The sequence below is a fragment of the Xenorhabdus thailandensis genome, assembly GCF_037996785.1.
GTDB lineage: Bacteria > Pseudomonadota > Gammaproteobacteria > Enterobacterales > Enterobacteriaceae > Xenorhabdus > Xenorhabdus griffiniae.
Genome location: NZ_JBBMXF010000020.1, coordinates 17,389 through 31,115, shown reverse-complemented (window position 1 = coordinate 31,115; position 13,727 = coordinate 17,389). Strand labels below are relative to the sequence as shown.

Annotated in this window: 14 protein-coding genes and 1 pseudogene; 4 read left to right on the top strand and 11 right to left on the bottom strand. The window is 41.1% G+C overall.

Features of this window, described 5'->3' with window-relative positions; all coding sequences use genetic code 11:
- Positions 1-330: 330 nt before the first annotated feature.
- Positions 331-1,038 (bottom strand): aquaporin Z, encoded by a 708-nt coding sequence (gene aqpZ / locus AAC853_RS17595; protein WP_340615307.1) that lies wholly within the window; start codon positions 1,036-1,038, stop codon positions 331-333.
- A gap of 236 nt (positions 1,039-1,274) precedes the next feature.
- Positions 1,275-1,751: a serine protease inhibitor ecotin gene (gene eco, locus AAC853_RS17590; RefSeq protein WP_340615306.1), complete on the bottom strand. Its 477-nt coding sequence runs from the start codon at positions 1,749-1,751 to the stop codon at positions 1,275-1,277.
- A 266-nt stretch (positions 1,752-2,017) separates the two neighbouring features.
- On the opposite strand from eco, the gene AAC853_RS17585 reads away from it, so the two are divergent.
- Positions 2,018-2,242: an HP1242/YdcH family protein gene (locus AAC853_RS17585; RefSeq protein WP_273571746.1), complete on the top strand. Its 225-nt coding sequence runs from the start codon at positions 2,018-2,020 to the stop codon at positions 2,240-2,242.
- 142 nt (positions 2,243-2,384) lie between these two features.
- On the opposite strand, the gene AAC853_RS17580 is transcribed toward AAC853_RS17585, so the two are convergent.
- From AAC853_RS17580 to AAC853_RS17545, 8 genes are all read right to left on the bottom strand, one after another.
- Positions 2,385-2,621, bottom strand: a complete 237-nt coding sequence (locus AAC853_RS17580) for an ogr/Delta-like zinc finger family protein (protein ID WP_338884856.1) — start codon at positions 2,619-2,621, stop codon at positions 2,385-2,387.
- Between the two features lie 96 nt (positions 2,622-2,717).
- Entirely contained in the window at positions 2,718-4,178 is a 1,461-nt protein-coding gene (locus AAC853_RS17575; protein ID WP_340615305.1) for a phage late control D family protein, read from the bottom strand.
- On the bottom strand, positions 4,175-4,681 hold the full coding sequence (locus AAC853_RS17570) for a phage tail protein (protein ID WP_338884853.1): 507 nt from the start codon (positions 4,679-4,681) through the stop codon (positions 4,175-4,177). Before AAC853_RS17570 ends, AAC853_RS17575 begins: the two co-directional genes overlap by 4 nt.
- Entirely contained in the window at positions 4,678-6,819 is a 2,142-nt protein-coding gene (locus tag AAC853_RS17565; protein ID WP_340615304.1) for a hypothetical protein, read from the bottom strand. Before AAC853_RS17565 ends, AAC853_RS17570 begins: the two co-directional genes overlap by 4 nt.
- The gene (locus AAC853_RS17560; protein ID WP_338884851.1) at positions 6,812-6,934 is read right to left on the bottom strand and encodes a GpE family phage tail protein; all 123 of its coding nucleotides are present in this window, start codon (positions 6,932-6,934) and stop codon (positions 6,812-6,814) included. The genes AAC853_RS17565 and AAC853_RS17560 overlap by 8 nt, the downstream gene beginning before the upstream one ends.
- 11 nt (positions 6,935-6,945) lie before the next feature.
- On the bottom strand, positions 6,946-7,263 hold the full coding sequence (locus tag AAC853_RS17555; RefSeq protein ID WP_338884850.1) for a phage tail assembly protein: 318 nt from the start codon (positions 7,261-7,263) through the stop codon (positions 6,946-6,948).
- A gap of 106 nt (positions 7,264-7,369) precedes the next feature.
- On the bottom strand, positions 7,370-7,888 hold the full coding sequence (locus AAC853_RS17550) for a phage major tail tube protein (protein WP_338884848.1): 519 nt from the start codon (positions 7,886-7,888) through the stop codon (positions 7,370-7,372).
- 11 nt (positions 7,889-7,899) lie between these two features.
- The gene (locus AAC853_RS17545; RefSeq protein ID WP_340615303.1) at positions 7,900-9,075 is read right to left on the bottom strand and encodes a phage tail sheath protein; all 1,176 of its coding nucleotides are present in this window, start codon (positions 9,073-9,075) and stop codon (positions 7,900-7,902) included.
- A 407-nt stretch (positions 9,076-9,482) separates the two neighbouring features.
- Here AAC853_RS17545 and AAC853_RS17540 point away from each other — a divergent pair.
- The 3 genes and pseudogenes from AAC853_RS17540 to AAC853_RS17530 form a co-directional block, all read left to right on the top strand.
- Positions 9,483-10,142, top strand: a pseudogene (locus tag AAC853_RS17540) (ISAs1 family transposase); the annotation flags it as partial.
- Positions 10,143-10,725: 583 nt separating this feature from the next.
- On the top strand, positions 10,726-10,848 hold the full coding sequence (locus AAC853_RS17535) for an SH3 domain-containing protein (protein ID WP_340615308.1): 123 nt from the start codon (positions 10,726-10,728) through the stop codon (positions 10,846-10,848).
- 122 nt (positions 10,849-10,970) lie between these two features.
- Positions 10,971-11,942 carry a threo-3-hydroxy-L-aspartate ammonia-lyase gene (locus AAC853_RS17530; RefSeq protein WP_340615302.1) on the top strand — a complete coding sequence of 324 codons (972 nt, stop codon included), beginning with the start codon at positions 10,971-10,973 and terminating at the stop codon, positions 11,940-11,942.
- 59 nt (positions 11,943-12,001) lie between these two features.
- Here the strand turns inward: AAC853_RS17530 and prpR are convergent, their stop codons facing one another.
- On the bottom strand, positions 12,002-13,648 hold the full coding sequence (prpR, locus tag AAC853_RS17525; protein WP_340615301.1) for a propionate catabolism operon regulatory protein PrpR: 1,647 nt from the start codon (positions 13,646-13,648) through the stop codon (positions 12,002-12,004).
- Positions 13,649-13,727 lie beyond the last annotated feature (79 nt).

Sequence of the window (13,727 nt, the reverse complement as noted above, 5' to 3'; positions counted from 1 at the left end):
ATTTACGGTATTGGGCAAGAAGTGAGCATTCACGCTCTTGCCCTGGTTGGTGGATTGATGGCTTTCATTGGATTAATGACTTTATTACCTGATATTTTCACCTTATATAAAGAAAATAATACGGATAATAGATAATGACATTTATTTTCAGTGTGAATTTTTATTTCTAATGAATATATATAAACAGTGCAGGCGGTATTATCCAAACACTAATAATAACCGCCCGCTTTTTTAGCATTTATTAAGGTATTTCAGGTATTTTCAGAAATGTAAATAAATCCACCATAAAAAAGCCATGCTATAACATGGCCTATCAAAATAAGGGAAATGTTAATTAACGAATGAATCATTTTTCTGTAAGAGTGTTCGATATATCAATCCACCGATAGCCCCACCAATTAATGGAATCAACCAAAATACCCAAAGCTGTTCCAAGGCCCAGGTTCCCTGGAAAATAGCAACCGCTGTACTTCTTGCTGGGTTAATCGATGTATTGGTTACTGGAATACTGATTAAGTGAATAAGTGTCAATGCTAAACCGATAGCCAACGGTGCAAAACCTGCTGGTGCATTTTTATCTGTTGCTCCAAGAATGACAATCAAGAAAAATCCGGTTAATACTAATTCAATAATAATTGCAGCTCTTAATGAAAAACCACCAGGAGAATGTTCACCATAGCCATTAGATGCAAAACCACTTGCCGTTGCATCAAAACCACTTTTACCACTGGCGATAAGGTACAGTACCGCGGCTGCCGCAATTCCTCCAATCACTTGGGCAATAATATAAGGAATAACCTCTTTGGCAGAAATACGCCCGCCCGCAAACAACCCCAATGTTACTGCCGGATTAAAATGCCCTCCTGAAATATGCCCTACCGCATAGGCCATCGTTACCACAGTTAAACCAAAAGCCAAGGATACGCCCACAAAACCAATTCCTAGCTGTGGGAATGCCGCAGCTAAAACAGCACTACCACACCCACCAAACACCAACCAAAAAGTACCTAAAAACTCTGCCGATAACTTTTTAAACATTCGACGATTCCTCAATAATATTTGCATGAATGCAAAAAAATCCAAAAACTAGTTTAGTTAGTGTTTTTAATTATGGGCAAGAAATCACAGATAGGAAAATAAAGAAAAACCGATATAAATTGGTTTATTACAGATTGCTTTATTGTTAACTTAATAATAAGCAACGAAGAAATTCATTTTTAAACAACCCGAGTTTAATATAACAACTCAGGTTGTTTATTTAGTTAATCAACAAGTTATTTAATGACTGCTTGCTTTACCTTATCCGAGGCTTGCCAAATACGATATTTAACTGTCAACGATTTTGGCGTATATACCACGATAGGTAATTTGCTGTTATAACGGATGAAAGCATCCTTACCTAACTGCACCTGAACAAAACGCACTGTTTGTTCTTCATTTGGACAAGCCATTTTTGTTGAAGCGGGACCAGTTACATTATTTAGCACGTAATAATCATATCCCCACCCTTCCAGGGTTTTAGTCTCCAACTTACCGCCAAACCAGTGATGATTACAATCCACTTTCATATCCTTGCCAATCACCAACTCAACCATATAGCCGTTTTCATGTTCTTTCTGAGGTAATTCAATGACGCTACGAGCCATTTTCTCAGAAGGTGCTGGATAAGGGGCGATATCTTCAAGTTTTTTATCGGCAAAAACCGAAGTTGATACCATCAATGCAGCGAAAGGAAATAGATATTTTTTCATATATCACCTCTAAATATGTTTAAAAAGGAGACTAAATAATAACAACAAAAAGACAGGGGTAAATTATGTTTTTTGGCAAGGTACTGATTCTTAAAGGTATTGGATAAGGAAAATCTATTCACTCATCATTAATGTCAAGTTTTATTTATCATCAACAAACTAACAGGTTCTACCAGATCTTTTTTATGTGATATTTCTCAAATCTGATATTAAAATGGCCTGCTACACTCATTGAGTGTGATAGTGAATTTCGTATAGGAGGTCTTATGTTTCCAGAATATCGTGATTTAGTATCCAATCTGAAAGAATCTCATCCCCGCTTCCAATCCCTGTTTGAAAAACATAACCGACTTGACCACGAGATAACCCAACTTGAAGGCCCAAATGGTGCAGGTTATAACGATAAAGTTGTGCGCCTGAAAAAAGAAAAACTACACATAAAAGATGAAATGCAAAGGATTTTGCAGGAACAATATCAGAACCAGAAGTAAATCAGCCAAATGGTTTTGACGCCTGCTTTGTAGACGAGCGGGCGTCACAAAAAGTTCTCTAATAGAGAACCCATTCAATCTAACATCCCAAAAAAAGCCACCATAGCGGTGGCAAAAACTGGAGCAATAATTTTTTCGTTATTTATTGTACGGCAGCCGCTTTCTGGCGAGGTGGTCTCTTGGTTTTTGCCCTTGGATGTGGCGTCACATTTTGGATTTCACCTGGCTTAGAAATGAAACGAACAAAGGTTTCATGGCTGACGAACGTTGCTCCACAATTGATATTCTGACACTGGTTATAGCGCTCCTTTGTTTGGCTTGAATGCTCAAAGCTGCTACGAGTATGCGCTGATTGACCACACAGAGGACACTTGATCATATTGTTTACCTTTCTGAAATCGTTATCTTGAAATAACTGTCTTGAAAAAACACCATCTCGTCTGGTGAATAATATACCAAAGATCTCACAATGAGATCAAGAACTCATTTCAATTTCGTCTATTTTTATTTCGAGATCTAATGATGTCGTAAAACCACTGTCATTGAGTGTGTGAGTGACTTTGACCAAGGTCCAGTCAGTTCCATCAATTTCTGGCTTAAAACCCTCTAACTGGATGGGAGTTTCAGGATAAATATCAGCACGCCCCAATGCTAATGTAATAGAGAACTGTGCAGCTCCTCGTTGCATTTTTTTCCAAACAGCGATAGCGGCACGCTCTGCACTTTCTTTGTTAGAATAAATGTGCGAAAGCGTCAGAATATTTTCCTCAGTTCCTACCAAATAGCTTGCAGATTCTTGCTGTACCGTAGTTGTTTGATGGTTTTCTACTGTTGATTCACGTTGTTCTTTATAAGATGAACTTGCTTCTATCTCAATACTGCCGTTATCTTTGCTTTTCTTGTTATTCCCCTTTTGAATATAAGTTGGCTTTCCACGACCTTTAGCTTTTGGGTTTTTCTTCGCCAAATTAACTTGGCCAGGTACAGGTGATTTAGATTTAAGATCTTTGCCCTGTTTAGTGGATTGTGGTTGCTTTTGCCTGGAAATTTCCCCCTCTTTTTTAGTAGCATTTTTATCTTTTTGAGCTGGCTCTTTGCCTGATGATTGACTACTACTGCTTGCATATTCAAAGATAATTTCAGCTTTTCCTTCTTTTGTTTCCTTTCGCCTCAGTTTAACCGTCTGTTTAGACGCTGTACGTGTATCCAACCATTGGGCAACTACACCAGTATAGGCCTCACGATCGGACAGAGAAAATCTATGGCTATCCCCTGAGTTACGCGTAATCAGCACAGGTGGAATACGCTGACCACTCACCGTTTTATTCTGCCCCTGCTGAACAAACAATAATTCGCCATTTTTGACTGAAGCGATTGCGCCTTCCTGTTTTGCCAATCGAGTCAAAAAGCTGACGTCAGATTCATTTGTTTGATCGACATGCATAGAGATGTTTTCTAACTCTGAGCTTATCTTAAACGCCAATTTATTTCTGGCCGCAATGGTGCTGACAATATTGCCTAAAGTGCATTTATGGTAAGATGCTTCCCGTTTCACATTCAGATCACCACGAAAATCTGCACTACGGGCACGAATGGTTAATCGATCTGGCGCACCAACATGTTCAATTTCATCAATCACAAATTTTCCTTTCGGCGTTAAGGAATGACCATGCCACCCCAGCTCTAATGTAAGAATATCGCCACGACGAGGCAGCATCAGCATGCCATCCGCATCATCCAACTCAATATCGAGCTGGTCTGATTCCAAACCACGATTATCCGTCAATGTTAATGACATCAGGCGTGATTGGATCTTCCCACTGATATCCTTGTTGTTGATTTCCAGACGAAAAGCAGGCTCACTGATTTTTCCAGTGACCAAATCAAACTGGGGGGTCCAATTCGTGTCGGGTATCCACTTTTCAAAATCGATCATGAGAACACTCCATTGACTTTATCAATAACACCATCTTTAAATGCAGAAAGTTTCTTTGACAGATTGGGTAAATCTTTTTTGATATCAGAAAGTTGCTCCTGCAAATCGCCCAACATTTCGAGCAAGTTATTATCGACACGTCGCAAAGTCAGCGCGAAACTGATTTTCCTGGCTGCACCGCCTGACATAAATTCTGTTTTTGTTTCATCAATACTTTCGATAACGAACATACCGTAAATGGCACCACTGCCATCAATAAAAGACCACGCCTTGCCACTATCAGCCATCAATTTCAATGCAGTTAATGAAAGTGAGCCACCTGTCAGTTCAGGATAAAGCTCCCCTGATAACGTAATAGTATCATTGTCTGAACCGACGAACTGCCAGGCAGGCCGCGCTCCCACGCGGCTGTTGAAGGTATGTCGCCAACTCTGTTTATATTGAAAAGTCTGATAAGGCGTTGTTTTCAGCATAAAAACAAACAAACCAAGTGCAGCCATCATGAGAAATCTTCTCCTCTGTCTGAAAGTGAGCTACGCATACGCGCTTGGTGCATACGTTCCTTTTGTTCCAATTCCTGCCTGACCACACGGGCAATATCCTGCGCGGATTGTCCCTGAGTGCTATAAACATAGATGTTATATTGCGGTGCTACGCCACTGTATTGCTGTGGCTGACTTCGCTCCCGTTTCGCCTGCACTTCCTCATAAGCATGAGCAGGTAAACTCTGGGCGTGTAATGGTGCATCCTGTGCCGCAACCGGCAGTGACATTAAACTAACACCAAGACCCAAAGCAGCGAGTTTCGCAGTATTTTTCCGGCTGGTAACGTTAACTGGGCCATTGATAATTTCAGGGCCATATTCCCCTACAAGACCTAGTTTCCCGGCTGGAATAAATCCTCCTTTATCATGTTGAGTAATCTGTTTTGCCTGCTGAGATGCGTCACTCTTGGTGATTTCCTGTGATGTTTTTACGGTAATTTCCTCTTTATCATCACCAGACCACCACGATTTAAACCAATCAGTAATAGAAGCGAATTTACTTTTCAGGTTTTCCCATTTTTCTTGAATACCAATTAGTAAACTATCGATCATTGCTGAGCCAGCCGCTTTTAATTTTTCAGGAATAGATTGAGCATCAGCAACAATTTCACTCCATTTATCTGAAATTGATTTTTTAACGCTCTCCCAAATTTCTAAAGTATTCTGTTTAACGGAGCCCCAAACTTCACCTATTTTAGCTTTAACTGATCCCCAAGTTTCTGAGGCACTTTGTTTAATCGTGTCCCAATTTTGGTAAATAAGTCCGATTAATCCACCATCCATGAAATAACTTTTAATACCTTCCCAAGCAGCACCAACTCGGTCTTTAATTCCCTGCCATGCATTGCTACAAACATTTTTGATGTTTTCCCACAAAGCAGTGAATTTGGGGCCTAATGTTTCCCAACTCTGCCAAATATAAATAGCAGCCATTGCGATAACACCAATAATGGCAAGAATAGGGTTTGCCATCATAGCTCGGCCAATAAACAGCATTGCTTTACCTAATACACTAAAAGCACGACTTAAAAAGGACAAGCCTTTTACACCAACACTTGCCAGAATATTTATACCATTACCTAAAAAGCTAAATACTTGCTGTCCAATATTTCCTAATCTTCCTATACCTTTTCTTAACCTTATAAAAATACCAATTTTATTACTGCTACTGAATAGTGTATTTAATGAATTTCTGAGAAAACCAAAAACTTTCCCTCCAACACTACCCAATATATTGAAGCTGCTTCCCAAGTAACTAAATACTCTTACACCTAATTGACCAAATATACTTAAGCTAATTCTTAAAGAGCCAAAAATTCGTATCCCCAACTGAGCAAAAATATTCAAACTAATTTTCAATGAACCAAATATTCGGACACCTAATTGCCCAAAGATATTCAATCCAATACGCAATAAACGAAAAACTCTAATGCCTATCTTTCCAAAAAGATTTAGCCGAATTTTTAATGCTCCAAAAATCTGAATAGATAAAATCCCAAAGATACGGAGACTAACTCTCAGAGAACCAAAAATTCTTATACCAACACTGCCAAAAATTTTTATAGAATTAATCAGAACTTGAAACGATGCTTTCACTAAACTAGAGGGAAATTTCAAAACTGCTTTAATTTTTTTCAACGTGCCAAATAAAATTGTTATCTTTGGATTAATATTAATAATCAACTTATCTAGCAATGTAAAATTGTTAGTTATATTTCCAGATACACCAAGGTTAAATTTATTTTTCTTACTGGATGAATTTTCTTGTCTAATATTCTGCGTAGTTTGGATAATATTGGCTGATTGGCTAGCAGTGTTAACTTGTACTACTTTAGTGGAGTTTTTCTGCACAGCCAAAGACTGTTTAATGGTTTGATTATAAGCCTTAATATCGGCGCGCATACGCGCAGTTTCCTGCGCATAACCTACAATAGGTTTTAATCCTTCAACAGTCTTATCGAGTTTTTTAAACTGGTTATAAATTTCATCAACTGAACCTACCAGTTTTTTCTGATGCTGTTGAAAAGATTTAAAGGAACTGGTCAGCTTTCCAACGGTACTCAGTACCTTGTTTAGCTGTGACTGTATATTACTCATTTTCTGCACCACTTCTTAAAATGGCCCGATGTCGCCAGCTCAATAATTCCGACAGTGACATTGTATCTGTGTCTGCCGGAGTCCAGTGAAAAACGGTGGCGATATCTGCCACCAATTCATCAACGGTTAATCGTTCTGGGAATCGGACTTGACCGACTTCGGCAACAAAAAATTTACCACCTCCACACTGAGATTAATCAGATCACCAGGTGACATCATCATCAGGTCATTTTTGGTCAATGCAGGGGTGGTAACACGCGGCAAGACAAGCAGCATAGAATCCACATCCATTTCCAGCAATGCCTGTAAACGTACACCGCGCAACGCACCGCTGTTAGGTTTGCGTACCATCACTTCCGTAATTTCGCCGTTGCCTCGCGCCAGTGGTACTTCCAATTCAATGGTGCGCAGATCGTCATTTTGAGTATTTAGTGTTTCTGTCATGGTTCAACCTTGTTTATCCGATTAGAAACCTGTCTCAACAAGCACGATTAATACACTGATGAGACAGGAAATAAGTTTTAAAAAAGTTAATTGCTAAAAGAAGCGATTAAAAAAGACCGATAGCGCGGCGATGCTGCTCCAGACGATCTTCCCCACCTACTTTTTCAACCATATTGATGGTGTCGATTTCAATCAGTTCTTCACCATTCCATGTCAGTTTGAAATAAGTATTTTTGGCCGTGATTTTTGTCTGGGTGTTATCACCTTGTTTATAAGTACCGTGATCAAACTCCTGAAAACGACCACGCATTACAACTTCGACTGCAACCACTTCACCGTTATCTTCACTCTCAAAAGAACCAGCAAAGCGCAGCATGACACCGTCGGCTTTCGCGATACCCCATTGTTTGTACAGTTGATCTTCAACGCCACCCAGAGTGAATTCAGCATCCAGTGCGCCTTCATCCAGACCTAAATCCACCATTGCGCTGCCATTCATACCAGCACCACGATAGGCTTCCAGCTTACGACTTAACTTAGGAAGCGTTAGCTCTTCCACGAGTCCCTGATAGTTGTTGCCATCATTGAACAAGTTCAGGTATTTAAGTTTGCGAGGTAATGCCATCAGTTAGCCCCTTATTTATTGATATTTTTCGCAAAATCCATCAGGTAACTATCTGTAAAGCGCTGGCGTAACATCATGTTTTCCAGTGGCGGTACAGGGGTATAGTTATAATCGATGGTCAGTTTTCCGGCTTTCAGGGTGTCTTTGTCGTTGATTTTGTCGTCATACCAGCAACGACCATCAATGATGTAACCACCGGCTTTCAGTTCGCGGAACTTGGCATTGATACCTTCGATAATGTCGCGAACCAGCGATGGAGTCAGCGGCTTGTCGATTGCCCACATATGCGCGTCAGCCATGGTGTCAGCCAGAACCTGAGCAGTACGGGTGTAGCTTTCGAACTGGAACAGTGACTCATCAGAATCAGGACCAGCACAAGTGCGTGAACCCCAGAAACGAAAACCGTTTTTGCGGATCAGTGTTGTGATGTGATTCTGGTTCAACAGATCAGAGTCCGTTCCAGTATCTTGCAGATCCCAGAAAACATCGGCAGACAGACCCGTTACGCCGTTAACGCCCACATTGGACAGAGTTTTGTGCCAACCGATCTCTTCGTCGATTTTAGCGCGCAAGCCCAGTGCATAAGCCGTCGCAGGTGCGATAACTTCCCCCTTATCCCATCTTAGGAAATCAGGCCAAATCACCATCAGTTCACGCTGGCTGAAGGACTCGCAATACTTGATGACTTCAGGAACAGTTTTGCAGCTATAAGCGCTTACATATGCCATTGCTTTCAGTTGCTTAGCAATAATGGCCAGTTCAGTAGCTACAGCTTTTGAATCCAGCCCCGGAACACCCAGAATGCGAGGTTTAACACCGAGCTGGCTTTGCGCAGCGAGCAGTGCCTTCATACCCGTTTTCTTACCTTCTGGCGTAACGTCACCGATGATGTTAGTAAAGGTTTCTTCTAGAGTTTCACCCTCAGCCACACGAACCACGACAGTGATAGGTTGTGCCTGTGCTGCAATTGCTTTCAGTGATGTGGCCAAAGTGCCTTTTTCACCAGCTTTACCAATGGCGCTCATAACGTCAGTCAGTAATACCGGTGTGTTTAATGGAAATGTTTTTTCGTCTGCGTCAGGTGCAGTACAGACCATACCCACGATAGCGGTGCTAACGGTAGTGATGGTGCGCGTACCTTCGTTAATTTCCTGAACACGAACCCCGTGATGATAATCTTGTGCCATATTAGCGTTCTCTCCTGTTAAGGTGTGCTGATATATTGGCGGATTGGATGGGAGAAATCATTCGATTGGCGGTGTGTGGGGGAAGGTACAAAACTAGATTGATATTTTCATTAATAATCAATATATTAATTTTATATTTGATTTATTTTTTGGCAGGGTAGAGAGAAATTAATAGCTTTTGGTGAGAGTGGCCTTTTACTGATCAAATAACGAACCCTTTTGGCTTATTGTTAACTCAAAATTAGTTCAAAATTCATTCCATTTAGTATTGTTTCAAGTAATTCTGGTTTTTGGTTACTTTTTGACAAACTAAATTGGGACTTTTTCACCTCTATTTATATTGATTTTCAGGGAATAGGAGATTGGATCTTAGTTAGGTTCATAAGGATCCAGAGATTGTGAAAAACCTCCGTTTGCTGGATATCAAAGGCTGCCTGATAACGATTGATGCGATGGGATGTCAAACGAAGATTGCGGAACAAATTGTGCAGCAAGAAGGTGACTATCTTCTGGCGGTGAAAGGCAATCAGGAAACGCTGTATCACGCCGTCAAGAAGGCGTTGTCTGCGCAAGTCTCAGCAGTGAGTCATGCCGAAAATATCACGATAGAACAAGGGCATGGTCGTATAGAAGCGCGTGAATATCATGTATTGTCTGCACAAGCGTTATCTCAACCATTTCCTGAATGGAAAAACTTAAAAAGCATCGGCGTAGCAATCGGGTATCGAATTAATAATAAAGGAAAAGAGTCGCTCGATTATCGTTATTACATCAGTTCAGCGGAGCTAAACACGGATAAATTTGCGACCGCTGTCAGGAGCCATTGGGGGATCGAAACACGATTACATTGGGTTCTTGATGTCACTATGGGAGAAGATGCTTGCCTTATCCATCGGGGAGAATCGGCTGAAATATTGGGATGTATGCGTCATATCAGTGTCAATATGTTGCGGGCAGAAACAACCAAAAAAGCGAGTATTCGCCGAAAACAACGGCTTGCGAGCATGGATATTAACTATCTGGACAAGGTATTAGTCGCAGGATTTACGGTGTTGGGCAAGAAGTGAGCATTCACGCTCTTGCCCTGGATCGAATGGGCATTCACATTCAGGCTTAATAACGTTAGACATACTAATTCCTTATATTTATAGGTAATTTCAAGAAAAAATAAAATTTATATTCCGTTCACTGTCAGACAGTTGAAATATATTAACAAATACTGAACGCCATTTTAATTTGTTAGATTTGTGTGGTTTTTTGCACAAACAAGCAACAGTCAAAATTCAAAATTTAATTAATTAAACTCTAATTTGATTTATATCGCTCTCACAAAAAAACAGAAAAATTACACTCAATATCAATCAGAAACATAAGCACCCTAAGAATATAAACCAATAAGAATAAACATCATCCCCAAAAGGTTATTATGTGTAAAAACTCAACATTAATAATTCAGCATGAAAGCAATAAACTTTTCCCTAGTAGTTTTAATTAATATTCTCAACAATGCTTACTAATATGCGCCGCAGTATTATTATTACACGGCTCACGAGTTATACGCATTAAACTTCAAGTTGCAATTTACAACACGCTATGAAACTTGATTTCTCCCCGCCTCGCGGGGAGAAATCACATGCATCTTGAAGTTAGATTGGTATAACAGTAAAAGTGGGAGAATATCTGTATCTTAACCGAGCATTAAATGGTTGGTACTGGGCATATAAAGACTCAGGAGAAGTAGGCCGGATTCCTCTGGAATATATTAAATTCTAAGATGCCATATTGATACAGCCATCCCAGTATTAACCACAATATTGTGACTATACTGCCCTCTTATTTATCAAGGTATTCAATAACATTGATGGGATACATTACCGGACAAAGGAGACAAAGTAATGAAGTTTGTTCCCGATTATAATCATATTCATGCAGCGCATTCTCGTATTAAATCCTATATCAATAAAACCTCTGTATTAACATCAACAACTGTCAATGAACTCTTTAACGCTCAAGTCTATTTCAAATGTGAAAACTATCAAAAAATGGGGGCATTCAAATTCCGCGGAGCCATGAATGCCCTATCCCAGTTTAGTGATGAACAGAAAAACGCAGGCGTTATTGCTTTTTCATCAGGCAATCATGCACAAGCAATTGCGCTGGCAGCTAAGTTACTGAATATTTCTGCCACCATTGTCATGCCACACGATGCTCCCCAAGCTAAGATAACGGCAACAAAAGGTTATGGTGGTAAAATCGTTTTTTATGACCGATATACTGAAGATCGCGAAGAAATCGGTCGGCAACTGGCAGAAAAACACGGCATGACACTCATCCCACCTTTCGATCATCCACATATCATTGCAGGTCAAGGCACCGCAGCTAAGGAGCTATTTGAAGAAGTCGGTGAGTTGGATGCCCTGTTTATACCTCTTGGCGGTGGGGGTTTATTGTCTGGCTCTGCGCTTGCCGCTGCTCACTTATCCCCTACATGTCAGGTTTTTGGTGTCGAACCAGCAACCGGTAATGATGGTCAGCAATCTTTTAAAAAAGGTGAAATAGTCCATATAGATACCCCAAAAACCATTGCAGATGGTGCTCAAACACAACACTTGGGACAACACACTTTTGCTATCATTCGCCACCTTGTTAAAGACATTCTTACTGCGTCAGATGATCAATTAATTGATGCTATGTACTTTTTGGCCGAGCGAATGAAAACCATCGTCGAGCCTACCGGCTGTTTGGGGTTTGCTGCGGCAAACGCAATGCGGGAACAATTGCAAGGGCAACGTATCGGAATTATCTTGAGTGGCGGAAATATTGATATAAAACAATATGCACATTTGTTAGCAAACAAGATCTCATGAGCATTCATTATTTAATCATGAAAACACCCGTTAGCATGATAAAAATAGGCAGAAAATTGCTACTTAACTTTTTCCTGCTCTTTCTTTAACTTCCGCCATAACGTCGTGCGGCTAATGCCCAGATATTCTGCTGCCGCACGCCGATTACCGGAAAACCGCGCCACAATATCGTGTACTAAAGGCGTATTTTCGATAAGAGAAACTGTCTCAATCTGGGCTGCTTGCGTAACATCAGAGCCAGTCTGGCGTTCAGGTGAAAGCGATAATATCAATGCAGGGGTTAACGCCTGTTCTGGATGAGCACTTAAATAAAGCGCTATCCGTTCCATTAAGTTACGTAGTTCACGCACATTTCCCGGCCAATGATAGTCATGCAACACATCATAACACCCAGCAAGCGCCTGTATCCTCGATGCAGTAACGGGTAAGTTAAGTACCGCAAAAGCCCGTTGTAAGTATTCTAGCGCCAACAAACCAATATCATCCCCCCTCTCCCTTAATGCAGGTATGTTGATCCGCAATACACTCAAACGGTAGAACAAATCTGCCCGAAAACGCCCTTCCCTGACCCAAGTATCTAAATCACAATGCGTCGCACAGATGATCCGCACATCCACGGCAATCGGACGATATCCACCAACCCTGACAACCGATTTTTCTTCTAATACCCTTAATAACCGCGTTTGCAAAGGCAATGGCATTTCACCGATTTCATCCAGAAATAACGTCCCTCTATGTGCAATTTCAAATAACCCCGCACGCCCGCCACGTCGTGAACCGGTGAAAGCACCTTCCTCATAACCAAACAGTTCAGCCTCCAGCAAAGACTCCGTAATCGCGCCACAGTTAACGGCAACAAATGGCCGCGGATACTTGCCCGCTAGCTGTCCATACCGCAAGGTATATTCATGATGAATAGCCTGCGCCACCAGCTCTTTTCCTGTACCGCTTTCCCCCTGAATTAAAACTGTTGCCGTCGAGCGGGAGTACAGCATAATTGTATTGCGCACATGTTCTACCGCAACAGAATGTCCCCTGATGTCGTTGATTGTGTGCCGTGTGCGTAGTTTATCTTCTGTAGGATAAGGAGAAATCATTGCCTGATTAAGTTTGCTCATTCGGGCCATCTCCAACGCATCCCTAAATGCCTGCCGAATCGAATCCGCTGAATAGACAAAAACCCCCACTAACTCAGCTTCATAAGCAAGATCGGTAATCAATCCGGCCCCGACAATCACTTTTATGCCCATCGCCTTCAACGTATTGACCTGCGCCCTAGCATCTTCCTCTGTGACATAACTGCGTTGTTCAATGCGCAAATTGAAATGCTGCTGAAATTCTTCTAATGCAGGCAACGTATTTTGATAGGTAATCACACCAATTCGGGAACTGATTTGTCGGGCACGGGCCAATGCCTGCATAAAATCAAATCCGCTGGCTTTAGCTATAATCACAGGCACAGATAAACGGCTTTTTAAATACGCCCCATTAGATCCTGCGCAAATCACCGCATCACAATGTTCAGTTTCCAGTCGTTTGCGAATATGTTGGACCGCACGTTCAAAACCCAACTGAATCGGCGTGATATTCGCTTGGTGATCAAATTCCGGTGTAATATCACGAAAAAGATCAAAAAGTCTGGAAACAGAGACGGTCCAGATAACGGGTTTATTGTTATCACGTTCCTCTGCGTGTGTTGATGCCATATCTCCTCCCCTGTTGCTTGTGTTCTGTTTCACCACCAAAATATGAAACAAAAATGAAACATAATTGATTCAAGATGAA